The organism is Streptomyces sp. NPDC002537, assembly GCF_053594975.1.
Window position 1 is genome coordinate 19,143 of record NZ_JBSFWT010000039.1, and the last position, 17,958, is coordinate 37,100.

The window sequence follows — 17,958 nt, forward strand, 5'->3', positions numbered from 1 at the left end:
CCCGCCGAGCGGCGGTGCGGGCCCGTCATGGGTGAGCCGTCGTGCCGAGGCGCATCCGGATGCGGCCCGCGAGTTCGTCGACGCTGCCGGCGTTGACGACCTCCATGGCGGGGATCTCGCAGGCCAGCTCGCTCTGGAGGGCGACGACCAGTTCGGTGGCCATGAGGGAATCGAGCCCGAGCGCGTCCAGACCGTGCGTCCGGTCGATGCGTTCGGGGGCACGGTGGGTGATGCGGGCGATGAGCGTGACCAGCAGGTCCGCGAGCGCGGCCGTGCCGATGCCCTGGCCGTCCTCGGTCCGGAGACGCCCCTGCCCGGCGCCCGTGCCTTCGCCGTGGGGCTCGGGAGGCAGGACCGCGGCGAATCTCGGCGTGCGCAGGCCCGGCAGGATCGTGGCCATGCGGGCGAAGTCGAAGTGGCCGACCTGTACGACGCCCGCGCACTCCAGGCCGAGGCTGTGCTCCCCGGGGGCCGGGACCTCGGCGCCCGGTGGCAGCGAGGCGGTGGCCAGCAGGACGTCACGGTAGTTGAGCCCGGCCGCCCGCACCTCGATCGTCACCTCGCCCGGACCGGGGGCGGCGGGGGCCGGGGCGGGCACCCAGTCCAGGCCGAATCCGAGCCCCGGGCGGCGGAGCCGCAGCCGGTAGGGACGCCGGCCGGCCGGGGCGGTGGGGGCGGGCAGTTCGCGCAGCCGTGGCACGAATCGTCCGGTGGCCGTGAGGACGATCTCGTCGTCCGCGGTCGGGGCCAGCAGTTCGCGGGCCAGCCGCCGGGCGTCGGCGCCGGGCGACGGTCCCCGTTCGCACGCGAGCCGTCTGACGGTCGGCCTGGGCTGCTCGTTGGCGAGGGTGCGGGTCACCGCCCACGGCACACAGTCCGGCGGGGTGAGGAGTGCGCCCGCCGCCGGTACGGCTCCCGACGGGCGGGCGATCAGCCACAGCAGGGGATCGACCGTACGGGGAAGCAGCGCGCAGGTCCGGGCCACGGCGCGCAGGACGGCGGTGCGGGTGACGGCGCGTTCGAGAACCTGCCGGCCGTCGTCGCCCGTATCACCGTCCAGGTCCGCGAGAAGGAGGACGACGGCGGGCCGGACCTGGTCGGAACCCAAGTGGGTTGTCCACTGCGCGGGATCGGTGGTGGCCTGGACGACGGTCACCGGACCGTCGCCGGACGAACGCAGGACGGCCGCGAGGGCCGGGGCGAGCGGGTCGCCCGGCCCTTCGGTGGCGATGATCCAGGAGGTCGCGGGAGCCGGGGCGGCCGACTGCCCGGCAGTGTCGGCAATTGACGTACCGTCAGCTGCCTGTCGGGCGGAGCCGGGCCTGGGGGCGCGCGGCCGGCCGGCAGGTCCGGGAGCACGCCGGGCGATGAGCATGGAGTAGTCGGCGTCGGCTCCCCGCGCGCCGAGCCGGGCCGTCTCGTCGAAGCCATGAGCGGTGAGCAGCTCATGCCACTGGCCGGCCGTCAGCAGTGGGGAGTGCGGGCGCAGGTCGGGGTCGTCGGCATTCCAGAAACTCTTCAGCAGCCCGAAGCAGGGAAGGAGACGGTCGAGGTTGTGGGTCTCGACGGCCAGCAGATGCCCGCCCTCGTCCAGCAGACCGGCGAGGCGGACGAGGCTCTCCCGCAGCCGGGCGGTGGCGTGCAGGACGTTGCCGGCCACGACGAGGTCGTACGCACCCGGGACGTACCCCTGGGAGCCGGGGTCCCGGTCCAGGTCGAGCGGACGGTAGACGATGTGGCCGTGGCCGGCGAAACGGGCACGGGGGAAGAACGTCTCGGAGAGATCGGTGAAGGTGTAGTGGGTGCGTCCGGGCGGCAGGGCGTCGAGCAGCGCCGCGGTCAGCCCTCCGGTGCCGGCACCGACTTCGAGGACGCGCAGCGGCCGGCCGTCGGGCCAGTGCCGGACGAACTCGCGGACGAGGGCGACCGCCGAGGCGTTGCAGTGGCGTACCACGTTGGTGGTGGAGTAGTAGTTCTCCACCCAGTGACGGTCGCTCTCCCCGAAGAGCATGGCGACGGCGTCGCTGCGCCCGAGGAGCACGTCGGGCAGCAGAGCACCGCAGTACGTGTGCAGCACCGCCTCTGTGGCGTATTTCCGGGATCGTCCGCAGCAGGCGCGTCAACGCGGGGCGGGGGCCGGGGCGCGCGGTGGGTGCCCCGGCTCCGTCACCGCCACGGAGCAGCAGGCCCGCCCGTTCGGCCTGATCGAGTGACGCGCGCAGCAGGCGCCGGTGGACGGGGAGCGCACCGGCGGCGATCAGGCTGTCGGGTGTGTACGCGGCGGCGCCGGGATCCAGGGCACGGGCCGCCCGGAGGGTGAAGTGCGCGCTCAGCCGATCGGCCAGTTCGACGGCCATGGCGTACCGGCCGCCGTCCCAGGCCGGCCCGGTCCAGGTGCGCCGGGCCGTCCGGGCCAGTTCGCGGGGCGCGGGCAGGCGGGGGGCGGGTGCGCCGGGGCCGAGGTCGCGGGGCGCCGCACGCAGGACCGTGACCAGGCGTGTGGGCGCGGCGGGGGAGGCGCCGAAACGGCGCAGCCGGCAGGCGTCGGCCTCGGCGGTGACGCGGCCCCGGTCGTCCAGGAGACGGATGTCCCAGCACACTTCACGAGCCGTCGCCTCGCGGCGGCGTACGTACACCCAGCCCTCGGCGGGGGCCTCCTCCCATACCCGCAGACTCGCGATGGCCGAAGGGAGGTAGGGGGCGCCGGATCCGCCACCTGCCTGACCGAGAAGGGGAGTACCCGCCTGGAGAGCCCCGTCGAGGAGCACGGGGTGGAGGACGTAGGCCGTGCGGCCGGGAGCGTGCGCGGCGGATTCCGGCGTGTCCGGGAGCGCGTACCGGGCCAGGACCTCCCCGTCCCCGACCCGCAGACCCGTGAGGACGGCGAAGGCCGGTCCGTAGACGATGCCCGCGGCGGCGGCCGCGGCACGGGCGTCGCTCGCGGACACCGCCGTCGTCAGACGGGCACGCAGCGCCGGGACGTCCTCGGCCCGCGGCTGTTCGCGCAGCAGGCGGCGCACCACGGCGCGGGCGTGCGGGCGCCAGGGTCCGGTGCCGTCGCGGCCGGTGATGCGCACCGTGCCGTCGTCGGTGTCGAGGGAGGTCTGGAGGCGGACGTCCATGGCGGGGTCGTCGAAGGGCAGGACAAGGGCGCGCTCGACGGCCAGGTCCTCCAGCTGGACGGGCCCTTGGAGGTGGAGGCGGCCCGCGCCCAGGGCCGCCTCGGCGAAGGCGGCGGCGGGGACGACGACCGCACCGGTGACGACGTGGTCGGCGAGCCAGCGGTGGCGGGTCGCGTCGATCCGGAGCTGCCAGAGGGGTTCGGCGTGGGCGGTGCGCTCGCCGAGGAGCGGATGGTGGCGGCGCCCGTCGCCACAACCGTGCCCGAACCACCGTGGGGAGCCGTGCCAGTGGCTTTCCCGCTGCCAGGGATAGGCGGGCAGATCCTGGACCCGGCCCGGCACGGGGAAGAAGCCGCCGACGTCCGTGCGGGCGCCGCCCGCGAGCAGCGTGGCGACGGTCCGCTCAAGGGCGTCGGCGCCGTCCCGGTCCCGCGAGAGGGTCGGCAGCACCGCGGCGGGGCCGGGGCCGTTCGCGGCCAGGATGCGGCGCAGATAGTGGGCGAGGACCGGCTGCGGGCCGATCTCGACGAAGGCGTCGCAGCCCGTGGCCACCAGCGCCCGGACCGCGTCCGGCAGTTGCACAGGGCGGCGGATGTTGTGCCACCAGTACTCCGCGGTCAGTTCCTCCCCCTGCTGGAGGGTGCCGGTGACGGTGGAGGCGAACGCGAGCCGTCCGGGCCGCGGCCGGAGTGCGGCCAGGCCGGCGCGCAGATCCGCCTCGACGGGATCCATCCGCGAGGTGTGGAAGGCGTGGTCGAGGTCGAGCATCCGGAAGAAGACACCGCGCCCGGCAAGCCGGTGGGCCAGCTCGTCGAGGGCGGCCTCGTCCCCGGCGACCGTCACGTCGTGCGGACCGTTGACGGCGGCAAGCTCCAGCAGGCCGCCGAAGGAGGACAGTTCCTTCTGTGCCTCGTCGAGGCCGAGACCGACGGCCGCCATCCGCCCGGAACCGGCCGTACGGGCCTGGGCGCGGCTGCGATGGGCGATGACCCGGGCGGCGGAGGCCAGGTCGAGCGCGCCGCAGGCGTGGGCGGCGGCGACCTCACCGACGCTGTGCCCGGCCACGCCGGCCGGGCGTACCCCGTACACCGCCAAGGCGGCGGTGAGCGCGACCTGCACGGTGAACAGCAGCGGCTGGGCGATCTCCGTCCGGGCCTGCCGGATCGCGTCGGTGCCGTGGGCGAGCTCGTCGCGCACGGACCAGCCGAGCAGGGGTGACAACGCCGCGTCGACCTCGTCGACGGCATCCCGGAACGCGGTCGGCCCGGACCGGTGCCCGGAAGCGGACGCGGCCAGCAACCGGCGTCCCATTCCCGTCCATTGGGCACCGTTGCCGCTGTAGACGAAGGCGATCGCGCCGTTCGCGAGCGCCGGTACGGGCGCGGCGTCCGCACCGGCGCGCAGCCGGTCGGCGGCGGTGCGGGCGTCGGGGGCGAGGACGGCGGCGCGGTAGGGGGTGTCGGCCGCGGCGCATGAGGGTGGTGTGGGCGATGTCGTAGAACGTGTGGGCATCCGCGCCCACGGCGTCGAGACGGTCGGCGAGTGCGGTGGCGGCCTCGGCGAGTGCGGCGGGTGTGCGTGCGCTGACCAGGACCGGCAGCGGACCCTCGGGCGGATCGGGCCGCGCCGCGGGGGCGGGAGCCAGGACGGCATGGGCGTTGGAGCCGCCGAATCCGAAGGAGTTGACGCCCACGATCCCGCCCGAAGCCGTGGCCAGGGGAGTGGCGGTCGGCACGGGCGCCAGGCCCAGGCGGGGGAAGTCGACGGCCGGGTTGACCGGCCGGCCGTGCAAGGAGGGCGGGACGACCCGGTGGCGCAGGACGAGGACGGCCTTGAGCAGCCCGGCCAGCCCCGAAGCCGACTCCAGGTGCCCGAGGTTGGTCTTCACCGAACCGATCGGCAGCGGCAGCCCCGCGGTGCGCCTGGCGGCCAGCGCCGCCGAGACGGCCTCGCACTCCAGCGGGTCGCCGACCGGCGTTCCGGTGCCGTGCGCCTCCATGTACACCAGCTCCCGGGGGTCCGGGCCCGCAGGGCCGTACACCTGCCGCAACAGGGCGGCCTGCGCCTGGGCGCTGGGCTGCGCCAGGCCGGGGGTGCGGCCGTCGCTGTTGGTGCCGGTGACCACGAGCACGGCGTGGACACGGTCGCCGTCGGCGAGGGCCCGGTCGAGGGGTTTGAGAACGAGGACCACGCCGCCCTCGGCCCGTACGAAACCGTCGGCGGCCGCGGAGAAGGCGCGGCAGCGGCCGGTGGGGGAGAGCATCGACGCCTTGGAGAAGCCGACGAACTCGTGTGGTCCGACGAGGATGTTGACCCCGGCGGCCAGTGCCAGTTCCCCGCCGGACCCGAGGAACGCGCGTGCCTGGTGAAGGGCGACCAGGCTGGACGAACAGGCGGGCCCCATAGCCACCCCTTGTCAGCGTGTGCTCCGACCAGCTTCTGGGAAAGTCTTCCCATATGTGGGCGAAAGCAGTCGGTGACGGCCTGTTGTGGGCGCTGACACCCGAGTCGGAATGGACCGGCCCCGATGCCGCCGTGCTGCTGCTCCCCGGAGTGGGCGGCAGCACAGGCGACTTCGCGCTCTGGCCCCGCCACCTCGCCCCCGCGTTCCGCGTCCTGACCGCCCGGTACCCGGGACGCTGCGACAGCGCCCCGGACCTCGCCCCGGCACCCGGACTGACCGGACTCGCCGCCGCGTTGGCCGACAGGGTGGCGCGTTACGTGACGGAACCCCTGGTGATCCTCGGGCACAGCATGGGGGCCGCCCTCGGATACGAGACCTGAGCTCGATCCAGCTCACGGAGTTCGGCTCGTTGACGACTTCCAGGCCGTCGGTGTCACCTGGCTGCCACACCGCGAACTCCGCACCGGCCGGGTCGGTGAAACCGGCCATCCGCCCGGCCGTGAAGACATCCGTCGGCGGGAAGCGGACCGTGTCGCCGGCCTGCTCCACGGTCTCGGCGGTGGCATCGGCGTCGACGGTGCGGAAATACACCGTCCAGGCCGCGCTCGCGCCTTCCTCCATCAGCGGGCCGACGGCCGCGGCGGTCCTCCCGCCGTTGAGGAAGAAGCCGTAGCCTCCGGCCTCCGGCCCGGCGGACTGGAACGCCCAGCCGAAAACACCTCCGTAGAAGGCGACGGCACCGTCGATGTCGGGCGTTCCCGGATCGAGCCAGTTCAGCCCGCCCGGGACATGCGTGGAAGTCAGCATGGGGCTCGCTCTCCTGTCGCGTCCGTCCGTGACATCGTGGCACCCCGCCGCCGGGGCTTCGCCGACGGCGGCCGGTTCGGCCGGGACGGCGGCCTGGGCGTATCGGTGCGGCTGTGGCGGCGGCGGTGGCCGACCGCGAGCGACGATCAACGACGATCGCGGAGCAGGCCGTCCAGGGCCGTCCACGGTCGCACGCCGGAGATCAGTTGTGCCCGAACTTGCGCGGCTGCTTATGGGCGACCGGCTCCGGGGCCGGGTGGGCCGGCTCCTGCTGCGCGGTGGAGGACTTCGTCTGCTTCTTCGTCTCCGTGGTGGTGCCGTACGCATGGCCACCGGTACGGGCGCCGCGGTTCTGCCGGGTCTGCTTCTTGCCCATGATCGTGTCTCCTCCCGACGAGCTGCTTCCAGGTTCGCACTCGCGTACGAAGGGCGCATTTCGGGCCCGAGCCCGCGGCCCGCCGGGACCCGCGCGACGAATCCCGCCACGCCCTGTCGAGCCGCCTGCCGAAGTGACGCGGCGCGGTCAAGGTCACTCCTGGTCGTGGGGCCGACCGGGTTGCGCGTGGAGGCGCATCGGACCAGGATCAGTCACTTGTGAGCCAACATTTCGATGTTCTTGTTCTGGGAGCGGGACCGGGCGGCTACACGGCCGCCGTGCGCAGCGCGCAACTGGGTCTCTCCACCGCGGTGGTCGAGGAGCGCTACTGGGGAGGCGTATGCCTCAACGTCGGCTGCATCCCCTCCAAGGCCCTGCTGCGCAACGCTGAAATGGTGCAGTTCGTCACGCACGAGGCCAAGGCCTACGGCATCGACGTCGGCGGCGAGGTCTCGGCCGACTACGGGCCCGCCTTCCAGCGCAGCCGTACGGTCGCCGACGGCCGGGTGAAGGGCGTGCACTACCTCATGAAGAAGAACGCCATCACCCAGTTGGAGGGGCGCGGCGCCTTCACCGACGACCACACCATGGTGGTGACCTCCGCCGACGGCAGCGCCGAGACGGTGACCTTCGGCCATTGCATCATCGCGGCCGGCGCGAGTCCGCGACTGCTGCCCGGCACCTCTCTGTCGGAACGCGTGGTCACCTACGAGAGCCAGATCCTCAGCGGGACGCTGCCGGGCAGCATCGTGATCGCCGGTGCGGGTGCGATCGGTGTCGAGTTCGCCTATGTGCTGCGCAGCTACGGCGTGGACGTCACCATTGTCGAATACCTCGACCGGATGGTCCCGTTGGAGGACGAGGAGATCTCCAAGGAGCTCGCGAAGCACTACCGCAAGCTCGGCGTCGAGGTTCTCACCGGTACCGCCGTCGAGGCCATCGACGATTCCGGCGCGCGCGTCCGTGTGACAGTCAACAAGGGCGGCGAGCGCCGGACGCTCGAGACGGACAAGGTGCTCCAGGCCATCGGCTTCGCCCCGAACGTCCGGGGCTACGGCCTGGAGAACACCGGAGTCCGGCTCACGGAGCGCGGCGCGGTCGACGTCGACGGACGCTGCCGTACCAGCGTGCCCCATATCTTCGCGATCGGGGACGTCACGGCCAAACTGATGCTGGCCCACGCCGCCGAGGCCATGGGCATCGTCGCGGCCGAGACCATCGCGGACGCGGAGACGATGGAGCTGGACTACACCATGATCCCGCGGGCCACCTACTGCCAGCCGCAGATCGCCAGCTTCGGCTGGACGGAGGCCCAGGCGCGCGAGCGGGGATTCGATGTCCGGGTGGCCAAGTTCCCGTTCACCGCCAACGGCAAGGCGCACGGCCTGGGGCACCCCGTCGGCTTTGTGAAGGTCATCAGCGACGGCAAGTACGGCGAACTGCTCGGCGCGCATCTCATCGGGCCCGAGGTCACCGAGCTCCTTCCCGAGCTGACGCTCGCCCAGCAATGGGATCTGACCGTCCATGAGGTCGCGCGCAACGTCCACGCGCATCCCACGCTCGGAGAAGCGGTCAAGGAGGCCGTCCACGGTCTGGCCGGCCACATGATCAATATGTAGGGGAGCGGGACGCCCGGCGGATACGCGGCAGCCCGCCCGAGCGCTCGCCAGGTCAGCCGGTGCGCGGTCCGAGAGCCTGTGGTTCGACCCTGGGCAGGACGAGCGTGCCGGCGACGACCAGCAGAAGGCCGAGGACTTCGGGGACCAGCCACCATCCCGTACGGATCTCCTCTTCGTACACCAGGATTCCGAGGGCCAGGCTCACCAGCGCGTCGCCGAGTACGAGAGCGGGCTGCGAGGCCAGGAGCGGCCCGGACTCCAAGGCGTTCGACAGCAGGAACAGCGCGGTCCCTCCCGTCGCCCCGAAGGCATAGGTCTGCCAGCAGGTGAAGAACGCGCCGGCGCCGTCCCGGTGGAAGACGCCGACAGCGGACTTCATCAAGGCCGCGGTGACGGCGTAACCGATGGCCGCCGCCGTACCGAAGAGCGCCGCACGTGCCCTGCCTCTGGGGCGGGCAAGGGCGGCGAGCACGCACAGGGCCGTCACACCTCCGGTCACGACCAGGGCCGCCACCCACCTCTCCGGACCGACGTGAACCCGTCGCCCCGACGGCGCGGCGGCCGCGAGTGCCCCGGCGATGCCGATGGTGACCGCCGCGATCGCGGCCCAGCCGTAGCCGGGCAGCCGCCGCCGGAAGGCCACGCACGCGATCACGAGGGCGAAGGCGAGTTCGGTGACGACGATCGGCTGGACCAGGGCCAGCGACCCCAGCGCGAGCGCCAGCGCCTGGCACACCGCCGCGCACACCACCGCGGCGATCCCGCCCAGCCAGACCGGGCGGCGCACCAGGTCGAGCATCAGCCGGAAACGGAACGCGTCGGCCCTGGGCATGTCCCGCGCCGCCGTGCGCTGAAGCACCACGGCCGAGGCGTTGCTCACCGCCGCCAGCACGGCGAACACCACGGTGCACACGACTCTCACGGCGCGACTCCCTCCGGCCCGGCACGGCGCCTGCCGACCACGACAATGGCAGCCCCGCTGCGCACACCGCGGACGCACTACCGGTGGGCGAACGGCGGTCACACGACCGGCGGGTCCGCCGAATGCACGGAACCGCGGACACCGGCCGCGCGGGCTCCACTCGTGGCTGATTGGCGGGGGCGGTGTGCCGTTCTCGACCAATGTCCAGCGGTGTGTTGACCGCCCGCCACACCAGTCTGAGCATGAACGGGTCAAAATCAGTCCGATCAACGGAAGGGTCACACCCGCATGGGCAAGAGAACAACCACGCGCCTGCGCACGGCAGTTGCCGCTGCCGGCGCCGCACTGCTGTTACCGCTCGGCATCGGCGGCGTCGCCTCCGCCGCGCCCGCGCCCGCCGGTTCCGGCAACGGCCACAGGGCCATCGAACTCGGCGAGCCGCAACAGGTGCGCACCGTCACGAAAACCGACGTCACCGCCGCCGGTGACCTGGGCTGTCAGGTGGGTGAGGCCTTCCATTCCCGCACGCAGTCGTGCTCGTACTGGAAGATCCCGGTCGTCTACACCGTCGACAAGGTGCCGGAAGGTACCGCCAACCTGTGGGCCAGGACCACCGCGACGCTGGACCCGCGCAACCGGTACACGTGGAAGCAGAAGGTCGAGCTGCGCCTGACCGACCCCACCACATGGGCCGGGTTCGCCACGACGGGCATGGTGGGCTTCGACTGCGGCCACTGCCAGGTCCCCGCCTCCGGCGAGCGGTACCTGTTCCCGGGCAACACCGTCACATACGAGTTCACGGCGTCGTCGCCGGGCCGCGACCTGGTGAACGACAGCATCCGCCCGTACGCCACGCTCAAGGCACCCCGGCACGACAAGGGCTCCGCCGTGATCGGCTCGACGTTCCGGCCACGGTGCGACAACACCCCGAGGATCACCCCGCAGACCACCGGCGGCTGTGTCTACCCGGACGTGCCCGCGCTGTACCAGATCGACGTGACCAACCCCCGTGTGGACGCGGTCGGCTGGCACGTGCTGTGGGCGCAGCGGAACCTCAAGCACCCGTGGGGCGTGGTGAACAGCCGCTATCCGCTGCACCGCACCTTCGACCAGAAGCTGCAGGACGACAACCGCGGGGTCGCCTGCGGCAGCGACGTTCCCCGCCCGCCGGGGCGCCCCGACCTGACCTGCGACGAGTACCCGTTCGCCCAGACGTACGAGGGCGCCAGCCGGAACCCGGACTACAGCTGTCACTTCCTCAACGGCACGGCCAACTCGCGTGAGGGATCGCTGCGCAAGTCCGTCCTGAACGGGCAGCGCGTCCTGGAGAACGACGCCTTCTACGTACAGGTCGTCAATGTGCCGAAGAAGCAGCTCGGTGAGCCGGGCCTGATGGGCCCGGTCGGCTGCGGCCACGACTGAAGCGCCTCTCTGCCGGATCCGACGTGAAGCAGGCCAAGCGACGGGGGCCACACCCAATATGGGTGTGGCCCTCTGTACGAGAAAAGGTGATCCCATGCCCAGCCTGATCCACCAGACCACCGGTACCGTGCACGTGGACGCCACCACGGTCGACTTGGCCGGGGAGGAACTGGTGGTGGAGTTCCAGCCGGAGTGGACCGGAGGCAACGGCCTGGTCGCGGCCGACCCCGCGGGGGACGGCGCCCGTATCCTGTGCGGCCAGGAGATCGGCCGGGTCACGGTCACCGCTCAGCTGTGGGACGACAAGCCGCCTCCGGTCGATGACATGGACACCTGGCAGGACGTCGCCGAGGTGTCCGTCGCGTGGCGTTCACCGTTCGTCGACTTCGGCGCGGACGGCCAGGAGGGCGACTCGGCACGGCAGTTGGACCTGCCCGGCCCGGATGACTACCGGCTGCGGGTGCACGGGCGGCACCGCGACGACGGCGACCCCCGCGCGGCCGACGGTCCGGTGGAGGAGTATCTGATCCAGGTGTGGGCCGCGCCGTACGACACCGGGCATGTCATCAAGTGCACCAGCAGGACGGCACATTACTGGAGGCGGTAGCCGGGTCCTGGACAGGGCGTGCGCGCGTACGGAGAAGCCCGCCGGCCGACCAGCCGCCGCCGTCGGCCCACGGACCCCAGCCACCCGGCTCGTCACCTCGTCGAACTCGAGTACCTACCGCGGGTGGGCGTGCAGGGAGTGCGGAGAAAGCGCTTCCGCACGGCATGTGCCACGGTCACGGGCGAATGGGGCGCGGGCTGCGGAGCGATCCACGCGCCCCTCGGCCGGGGGTTGTCTTCGCTGCTCAGCGCGTGTTGAGTGGGTGTAGCCGGGTGGAACGCCGTTTCACTGTCTTGGAGCCACGGGTGCGCTGTTCCTCCCGTCGTTGTGGGGCGTGCCTTCCTGCCCTGTCCGCGGCGGGTCCATGGAGCGCCCGGAACGGCACCGCGACCAGGGATACGGCCGTCCGCGCAGGGCACGAGTGTGGGGAGGCCGTTTCGCTGTGACTGCCACGAACCGGCATTCGCTGAAGGTGTCTGATTTCGCCCAGCTGTGGAAACGCCCTGCCGCACGGCTGCCCGCCCTGGCCCGTCGGACCCGAGAGTTCCTGATCGAAACGGTATGCGCATCGGGCGGTCTTCTGGTGCTGAGTCTGCCGGTGGGGCTGGCCGTTGCCCTGTACCGGCTCCTCGACTCCTCCCGGGGCGCACTCGTTCTCGACGCCGGGCGGCGGCAGACGGATGCGCCCGGCTGTCCCGGCCGGGCGGAGCCGGTCCAGGACCCGGCGGAGAATCGGTCTCCGGCCGCCCGCGGGCGGCACACGAGCGGGGTCGCACGCTCCGCCTGCCGGCGTGGTGGTTGTGCGCCTGGACACGTTGATGCCCGGTGGCGGGGCCGGCATGCGCCTCGGCCGCTCACCGGTCCCGGGCTCGTCCGCTCCGGGCCTTCGGCGGCCGCAACACCACTGAGATCGAGGCGGTGTTGTGCCGGGGGTGTGGCGTGGGCCGACCGGTCGCGTATGTGATGACCGGCAAAGGCACAGGCCATCCGTCGGCTGAGCGCGATGGGGCAGGCCGCCGTGCACACGGCGAGTCCTGCGACTGGCTTGCGACGGTTCCGCGGGGGTGCCCACCGAGTTGTGCAAGTGGTGGATACGGCTCTGGAGTACGGGGTGCCGGTCCACGCCCGGCACGAGACCGCCCCCGACGAGTACGTCGTACCGGCTCTGGAGAAGAAGAGCGTGACCTTCGTCGACGAGACTGCCGAGGCGCCTGAAGGTTCCATCGTGGTGTTCTTGGCGCAAGTGGTGACACCGGCTGTCCATGATGAGACCGCCGAGCCGAAGCTCGTGGCCACTGATCCGACCTGCCCGTCGGTCAACAAGGTTCACGAGAAGGCCGCGCGGTTCGCCAAGGAGTACTGCGGCACCCTCACGACCGGCCACGAGGGCCATGGCAAGGGCATCGGCACCCCGGGTGAGGCGCCGGGGCGCGGCACGCCCGTCGGCGGGCCGGGCGATGCCGCCGGGACGACCGTCCCCGGACCGGAGGGCTCAGCTGTCTCCGGGGCTCGGGTCGGGGGTGCCCTGGAGTGGCCGGCGCAGCGCGCCTTAGAGGACGTCGAGACCATGGAGAGGGACGAGGAGAGTCGGTATTTCGCCCTGCCTCGAGGTGTCGCCGACATTTCCCGCGCCGAGCAGCGTCAGCCCGTACTGTCCCAGCCGTCCGTGTTCCCGCGCCATCTCGGGGTGATCCCTGACGGGAACCGGCGCTGGGCACGAGCCCACGGTGTCTCCTCGATCGAGGCATACCGTGAGGGCGCGGGCAAGGTGGGCGAGCTCATGGACTGGTGCGACAACGAGGGCATCGGCTGGGTGACGGTCTGGGCCCTGTCCACACTCAATCTCTCCAGGCCCACACCTGTGGTGTCCGCGCTCGTCACCGTCATCACCGACGGGCTCCGCGCCATGGCCGAGACCAGGAAGTGGCGCATCCGTCCGATCGGTGCCCTGGATCTCCTGCCGCAGCAACAAGCGGACCGGCTACGGGACATCGCCCGGGACACGGCCGACGCGCACGGCGCGACGCTCAACGCGGCCGTCGTCTACGAAGGCCGCGAGGAAATCGTCGCGGCGGTGCGCCGCCTGATCGTCGATATGCAGACCGGCGTCGCACCGGCAGCCGTCACCGAAGACCTCATCGCCGCACACCTGACCACCGCGGGACAGCCCGACCTGGACCTGGTGATACGCACATCGGGAGAGCAACGCCTGTCCGGTTTCATGCCCTGGCAGGCCACGCAGGCCGAGCTGTACTTCACGCCCACGCTCTGGCCCGACTTCACCAAGCGCCAATTCGACGAGGCACTGCACTGGTACTCCCACCGCCAGCGCCGCTTCGGTCGCTGACCCTCCACCGCCAGGAGGCCTCCGTGCCCAAGCCCATGCTGTTCGAAGGTACGTATGCGCAGAGCATGGCAGCCATGGCCCACTACAAGATCCCCGACTACCGCATGCCCTGGCCGGTCCGTCTCAACCCGAGCCACGGGCTGGCCGAGAAGGAAGCACAGGAATGGGCCGATGACTTCGGCATGCTGAACAACGACGCGGCACGTCAGCGTATCGTCGATATGCAGTCAGGTCTGTTCTCCGGCTGGTGGTGCCCCCGCACGGACACCCTCGGTGCCGTCCTCATGGCGAGGTGGGTCGCCTGGCTTTTCCTGTGGGACGACATATTCGACGACGGACCGTACGGACGGAATCCGAGGGCCTTCCAGGACGGTAAATCCCAGCTCGACTACGTCCTGCGCCAGAGCCCGCCCCCACCACCCGGAGATCCCAGGCTCTCCCTCCCGCACGCTCGCGCCCTGGCCGACCTGTGGGGTGACTTCCACGACTACTTCCCCGAGCGGCCGCGCAGCCGCTTCGCGGCCCACACCATGCAGTACCTGAACGCCATGCAGAAGGAAGTTCACAACCGGTCCGCGGAAGAACTCCCGGACACCGACGCGTATCTGCGCCTGCGCCTGATCAACGGTGCCACCCGCCCCAGCATGGATGCCCTCGAAGGCCTCCAAGGAGCCGACATTCCCGACCGCATCCACCGCGGTCTGTTCTACGAGCTCCGCGAGATGACCGCCGAGTTGTGGCTGTGGTCCAACGACACCTTCACCGTTCGCAAGGATCTCCACTACCGCAACCCCCACAATCTCGTCCTGGTCCTGAGCCAGGACCGGGGCATCGGCCTTCAGGAAGCCGCACGCCACGTCGCGTACATGGTCGAACAGCGACTGCGCGACTTCACGAGGATCGCCGACCGGCTGCGCGCGATGACCGGCATTCCCGGCGACCCGCACGCGGCCCACAAGGACGACGTCCTGCGCGGCGTCCAGATCCTCGAGGACGGCCTGTCCGGCTACTACCGCTGGCAGGAATCATGCCTGCGCTACAAGCGCACGGAAGGATTCCTGACACCGCCATCGACAGCTGACCAACCGGAATCCTGGTGAGGAATGGGAAAGAAACCGACCCCGCGAGTCAGGCAATTCCCGGACGAAGTCCTTCCCGGGGAAAGGAGCGGGCCTCCCGCTCTCCCGTACCCCAACGGGTGGTTCTGCGCCGGATTTTCCGACATGTGGACACCCGGCTCCGTCCGCACGGTCCCCTTCATGGGGGAAGACCTCGTCGTCTTCCGCACCCGACGCGGCACGCTCCGGGCCACCCGCCCGTACTGCCCCCACCTCGGCGCACACCTCGGATTCGGTGGAACAGTGCAGGGCGAACAACTCCAGTGCCCCTTCCACAATCTCCGCTACTCCATCGACGGGGACTGCGTCCACAGCCCGTACGGGCCGACTCCGAAACTCTCGCTGTCCCTGCTCCCGGTGCAGGAGAAATGGGGAATCGTCTGGGCCTGGCACCACCACGAAGGAACAGGGCCGACCTGGGACGTGTCCGCAGGCCTCAGCGGACTCGACAACGCCCGCGACCCCATCTACCAGATCACCGATCTCGGTGGATACCCCCAGGACGTCTCGGAGAACGTCGTGGACTACACCCACCTCACCTACCTGCACGGTCTGATCGACCTGCAGGTCCTCGTGCCACCGAAGTACGAGGGCCCCTTCGGGTGGGTGACCATGAAGTCCGGACGCAGGATCGGCCCGGTCTGTGTGGAAAGCGAATTCGTCAATCAGTTCCCGGGGCTCGCGGGTGCCAACATCAATGTGGAGATGCCCGAATACGGCCTCTATTCGGTCAACTGGCTGCTCGCCACCCCCATCGGTCCCGCCCGCATGCGTTACAGCCTGGCCTCCAGCCTGGAACTTCTCTCCTCCCGGAACCGCTCCGGTCCGGTCCGCGAATGGCTCGGCCGGAAGACGGTGCGCGCGATCCACCACCCCATCTTCTGGCAGACCCGGAAGGACGCGGCCCGCGACCTGGGGATCTTCCACCACAAGCGCTTCATCGCGCCTCCGAGGCTCGCCGACGGGGACGGCCCCATCGGCGCCCACCGCAAGTGGGCCCGCCAGTTCTATCCCGCTCCGGAAGGCCGGGACCCTGACGCCTACTACGCACAGCTCAAACTCTGACGGACCATCACCGAAACCCGCGGCGCCCGGACGGCTGGGCCGGGTGCCGCGAAGGGGGTGCCGACAGGGCTGTGGGGGTCGTGCCCGAGTGGACGAGCCTCGAAAAAATTAGGTTAGCCTTCCCTCTCATGACCCTCGCTCATCTGGCCGCCTCGGTCGGCTACGCCACGCCTCCGACCTGGAGAATTCTTACCAAATCGGGCTATTTCTTTGGCCTGTCCGGGGCTGTCGGCGCCACGGTGACGTACGCGGCAGCGGTCCGCCCGGCGCTTCGCGCCCCGGAGAACGAGCGCGGCGATGTCGCGGCCATGCGACGTCGGACGGCCGGCTGCCTGGCCTGGGCCGGGGTGGTCCTGCTCGTGACCGGCTACTTCCAGCTCGCCGCCCGCCTGGCCCGAGCCGGCAAGGGCATGCCCTTCGGGGACGCCCTCGAGCCGGGACGGATCTGGAACTTCCTGCGGGCACCCGCGGCGAAGGGAACCTGGGTGGCCCAGGGCACGATCTACCTGGTCCAGAACACCGTCCTGATCCTGGCGTCCGCCGCACTGATCGTGCTGTTCGCCCCGCGGGCGCGTCGGCATCTGAACGCGCTCGCGCTGACCGCTCTGCCCCTGTCGCTCGCGGTCTCGCTCATCGCGGCGATACCGGCCACCGCGCCGAAGAACGCGGACAAGGTGCTGGACCTCCTGTTCGACCAGGTGCACATCGTCAGCGGCACCGTATGGATCGGCGGCCTGGTCCTGCTCGCCGCCCTCGCCGGTGCCCGGGGCAGGCTGAGCGGGAACGCCGGTGTCCTGTGGTCGGACCTCTGGCGTCGCTTCAGCTTCGTCGCCCTGGTCTGCGTCGGCGCGGTACTGATCTCCGGCCTGTGGATGAGCTGGAAGCACGTCGGCACCGTCGGTCAGCTGTGGACGACCACTTACGGCTTCTTCCTCCTCGTCAAGACCGTGCTGGTCCTCGGCATGGTCGCGGCCGGCGGCTTCAACCAGTTCTGGCTGATGCCCCGCATAGCCCAGGCCCGCCGTGCCGATTCCACGGCTTCCCTCCTGCACCTGACGCTGCGGCACTTCCCGAAGGTCGTCCGGGCCGAGGCCGCCCTCGGATTCGCCGTCCTGGCCGTCGTCCCCTTCCTCAGCGGCTCCGCCCGCTCCGAGGGCGGCAGCCCCCAGCCCGTCGCGAGCGGCAGCGTCTTCGCCGTGGGCGTCGCGCTGGTCCTCACCCTCGTGGCCTCGCTCTGGATCACGGTGAGGACCTCCGACGCCCTGTCCCGGCGCGAGACCCCGGCCATGCCCTGACAAAAATGGATCTGTCTGTTCCGGAGGTTCAGGGCTGCTCACAAGGGCTCGCCGGGGATGCGCGCGTACAGCTCACGCAGTTCTCCGACGACCTTCTCGTTCTCCGGGAACGACATGTCGTCGATCGCGCTGATCGCGCGCACGCCGACCGAGGCGTTCGTGGCGAAGGCCGCGCGCATACGGGGGAGTCGGCCGACCGGAACCGGAGCCGTCACGGTGCGCCCGTGGGCGGCCCGGAGCACCCGCATGGTGACTCCGGCCAGCACATCGGCCCGCGGCCACACCACCGTGCCCCCTGCGTCCACGAAACCGACGTTCCACGTGCTGCCCTCGGAAACGACTTCCTCGGAAACGACATCCTCGGAAACGCCTCCCGCGGGTTCGACGAACAGCGCGTCGTCGAACCCGGCCAGCTGCGCTTCCCGCCGCAACCTGTACTGACCGAACAGGCCGACGTGCTTCACCGCGGGTGTGTCGCGCCGGAAAGCGAAGAGCTTCGCCCTCAACGGCGGCGGAGCCGTCGCACCGGCTGGCCGGGCCGTCACCAGAACGCGGGGGTTCGCTTCCGCGCAGGGACGGAGCGTGTCCAGGTCCGGATCGAAGACGGTGACGCGCACGGTGACCGGCCCGGACCGGTCGTCGACCGCCCGCCGGACGTACTCGACGACGCGCGCGGGGTCCAGCTCCGCCCCGAACACCGCGCGGCAGTCCCGCGTCAGCCGGTCGAGGTGCAGTGACAGACCCCGGACCGTTCCGTTCTCCACGCGCATGGTGGTGAAATGCCCATAGTTCGTCAGGGCCAGAGCCCGCAGGGATGCGGGCGGAGCCGGTGCTCCATCGATGATGTCCACCCG

The 17,958-nt window shown here is 71.2% G+C and carries 13 protein-coding genes and 3 pseudogenes; 9 read left to right on the forward strand and 7 right to left on the reverse strand.

The features are described from left to right. Positions 1 to 25: 25 nt before the first annotated feature. The 3 genes and pseudogenes from ACWD4A_RS19015 to ACWD4A_RS19025 form a co-directional block, all read right to left on the reverse strand. Positions 26 to 2,077, reverse strand: a complete 2,052-nt coding sequence (locus tag ACWD4A_RS19015; protein ID WP_451195243.1) for a methyltransferase — start codon at positions 2,075 to 2,077, stop codon at positions 26 to 28. A 493-nt stretch (positions 2,078 to 2,570) separates the two neighbouring features. Next, positions 2,571 to 4,775: pseudogene (locus ACWD4A_RS19020) on the reverse strand (acyltransferase domain-containing protein); the annotation flags it as partial. After that, positions 4,708 to 5,526 (reverse strand): annotated as a pseudogene (locus ACWD4A_RS19025) (beta-ketoacyl [acyl carrier protein] synthase domain-containing protein); the annotation flags it as partial. The pseudogenes ACWD4A_RS19020 and ACWD4A_RS19025, both read right to left, overlap by 68 nt. A 53-nt stretch (positions 5,527 to 5,579) precedes the next feature. Here ACWD4A_RS19025 and ACWD4A_RS19030 point away from each other — a divergent pair. Further along, a complete protein-coding gene (locus ACWD4A_RS19030; RefSeq protein WP_451195244.1) occupies positions 5,580 to 5,906 on the forward strand; it encodes an alpha/beta fold hydrolase in 327 nt (108 codons plus the stop codon). On the opposite strand, the pseudogene ACWD4A_RS19035 reads toward ACWD4A_RS19030, so the two are convergent. Continuing rightward, a pseudogene (locus tag ACWD4A_RS19035) lies at positions 5,905 to 6,333 on the reverse strand (VOC family protein); the annotation flags it as partial. The gene ACWD4A_RS19030 and the pseudogene ACWD4A_RS19035 sit on opposite strands and share 2 nt — an antisense overlap. Positions 6,334 to 6,535: 202 nt before the next feature. Beyond that, positions 6,536 to 6,709 (reverse strand): hypothetical protein, encoded by a 174-nt coding sequence (locus tag ACWD4A_RS19040; protein WP_451195246.1) that lies wholly within the window; start codon positions 6,707 to 6,709, stop codon positions 6,536 to 6,538. 218 nt (positions 6,710 to 6,927) lie between these two features. Between ACWD4A_RS19040 and lpdA the strand changes: the two genes are divergently transcribed. Beyond that, positions 6,928 to 8,328, forward strand: a complete 1,401-nt coding sequence (lpdA, locus tag ACWD4A_RS19045; RefSeq protein WP_451195248.1) for a dihydrolipoyl dehydrogenase — start codon at positions 6,928 to 6,930, stop codon at positions 8,326 to 8,328. A 52-nt stretch (positions 8,329 to 8,380) separates the two neighbouring features. Here lpdA and ACWD4A_RS19050 read toward each other — a convergent pair whose 3' ends face one another. Further along, positions 8,381 to 9,250 (reverse strand): DMT family transporter, encoded by an 870-nt coding sequence (locus tag ACWD4A_RS19050; protein ID WP_451195249.1) that lies wholly within the window; start codon positions 9,248 to 9,250, stop codon positions 8,381 to 8,383. Positions 9,251 to 9,538: 288 nt separating this feature from the next. Between ACWD4A_RS19050 and ACWD4A_RS19055 the strand changes: the two genes are divergently transcribed. The 7 genes from ACWD4A_RS19055 to ACWD4A_RS19085 all read left to right on the forward strand — a co-directional run bounded on the left by ACWD4A_RS19055 (position 9,539) and on the right by ACWD4A_RS19085 (position 17,104). Next, positions 9,539 to 10,672, forward strand: a complete 1,134-nt coding sequence (locus ACWD4A_RS19055; protein WP_451195251.1) for a NucA/NucB deoxyribonuclease domain-containing protein — start codon at positions 9,539 to 9,541, stop codon at positions 10,670 to 10,672. 94 nt (positions 10,673 to 10,766) lie between these two features. Then, positions 10,767 to 11,279: a hypothetical protein gene (locus ACWD4A_RS19060; RefSeq protein WP_451195253.1), complete on the forward strand. Its 513-nt coding sequence runs from the start codon at positions 10,767 to 10,769 to the stop codon at positions 11,277 to 11,279. Positions 11,280 to 11,643: 364 nt separating this feature from the next. Continuing rightward, positions 11,644 to 12,243 carry a 1-deoxy-D-xylulose-5-phosphate synthase N-terminal domain-containing protein gene (locus ACWD4A_RS19065; protein ID WP_451195254.1) on the forward strand — a complete coding sequence of 200 codons (600 nt, stop codon included), beginning with the start codon at positions 11,644 to 11,646 and terminating at the stop codon, positions 12,241 to 12,243. A 39-nt stretch (positions 12,244 to 12,282) separates the two neighbouring features. Continuing rightward, positions 12,283 to 13,626: a polyprenyl diphosphate synthase gene (uppS, locus tag ACWD4A_RS19070; RefSeq protein WP_451195256.1), complete on the forward strand. Its 1,344-nt coding sequence runs from the start codon at positions 12,283 to 12,285 to the stop codon at positions 13,624 to 13,626. A 23-nt stretch (positions 13,627 to 13,649) separates the two neighbouring features. Next, complete coding sequence (locus tag ACWD4A_RS19075) at positions 13,650 to 14,726, forward strand: terpene synthase family protein (RefSeq protein ID WP_451195257.1); 1,077 nt, start codon at positions 13,650 to 13,652, stop codon at positions 14,724 to 14,726. 3 nt (positions 14,727 to 14,729) lie between these two features. After that, complete coding sequence (locus ACWD4A_RS19080) at positions 14,730 to 15,809, forward strand: Rieske 2Fe-2S domain-containing protein (protein WP_451195258.1); 1,080 nt, start codon at positions 14,730 to 14,732, stop codon at positions 15,807 to 15,809. A gap of 128 nt (positions 15,810 to 15,937) precedes the next feature. Further along, positions 15,938 to 17,104 carry a copper resistance D family protein gene (locus ACWD4A_RS19085; protein WP_451195259.1) on the forward strand — a complete coding sequence of 389 codons (1,167 nt, stop codon included), beginning with the start codon at positions 15,938 to 15,940 and terminating at the stop codon, positions 17,102 to 17,104. 38 nt (positions 17,105 to 17,142) lie between these two features. On the opposite strand, the gene ACWD4A_RS19090 is transcribed toward ACWD4A_RS19085, so the two are convergent. Then, positions 17,143 to 17,955, reverse strand: coding sequence for an aminotransferase class IV family protein (locus tag ACWD4A_RS19090; protein WP_451195261.1), 813 nt, complete (start codon positions 17,953 to 17,955; stop codon positions 17,143 to 17,145). Between the last annotated feature and the right edge of the window lie 3 nt (positions 17,956 to 17,958).

Excerpts from the sequence above, each read along its gene's own strand:
- ACWD4A_RS19065 (WP_451195254.1), top strand. The coding sequence starts at position 11,644 with ATGGAGCGCCCGGAACGGCACCGCGACCAGGGATACGGCCGTCCGCGC.
- ACWD4A_RS19055 (WP_451195251.1), top strand. The coding sequence starts at position 9,539 with ATGGGCAAGAGAACAACCACGCGCCTGCGCACGGCAGTTGCCGCTGCC.
- ACWD4A_RS19030 (WP_451195244.1), top strand. The coding sequence starts at position 5,580 with ATGTGGGCGAAAGCAGTCGGTGACGGCCTGTTGTGGGCGCTGACACCC.
- ACWD4A_RS19040 (WP_451195246.1), bottom strand. The coding sequence starts at position 6,709 with ATGGGCAAGAAGCAGACCCGGCAGAACCGCGGCGCCCGTACCGGTGGC.
- ACWD4A_RS19080 (WP_451195258.1), top strand. The coding sequence starts at position 14,730 with ATGGGAAAGAAACCGACCCCGCGAGTCAGGCAATTCCCGGACGAAGTC.
- ACWD4A_RS19085 (WP_451195259.1), top strand. The coding sequence starts at position 15,938 with ATGACCCTCGCTCATCTGGCCGCCTCGGTCGGCTACGCCACGCCTCCG.
- uppS (WP_451195256.1), top strand. The coding sequence starts at position 12,283 with ATGGGGCAGGCCGCCGTGCACACGGCGAGTCCTGCGACTGGCTTGCGA.
- ACWD4A_RS19060 (WP_451195253.1), top strand. The coding sequence starts at position 10,767 with ATGCCCAGCCTGATCCACCAGACCACCGGTACCGTGCACGTGGACGCC.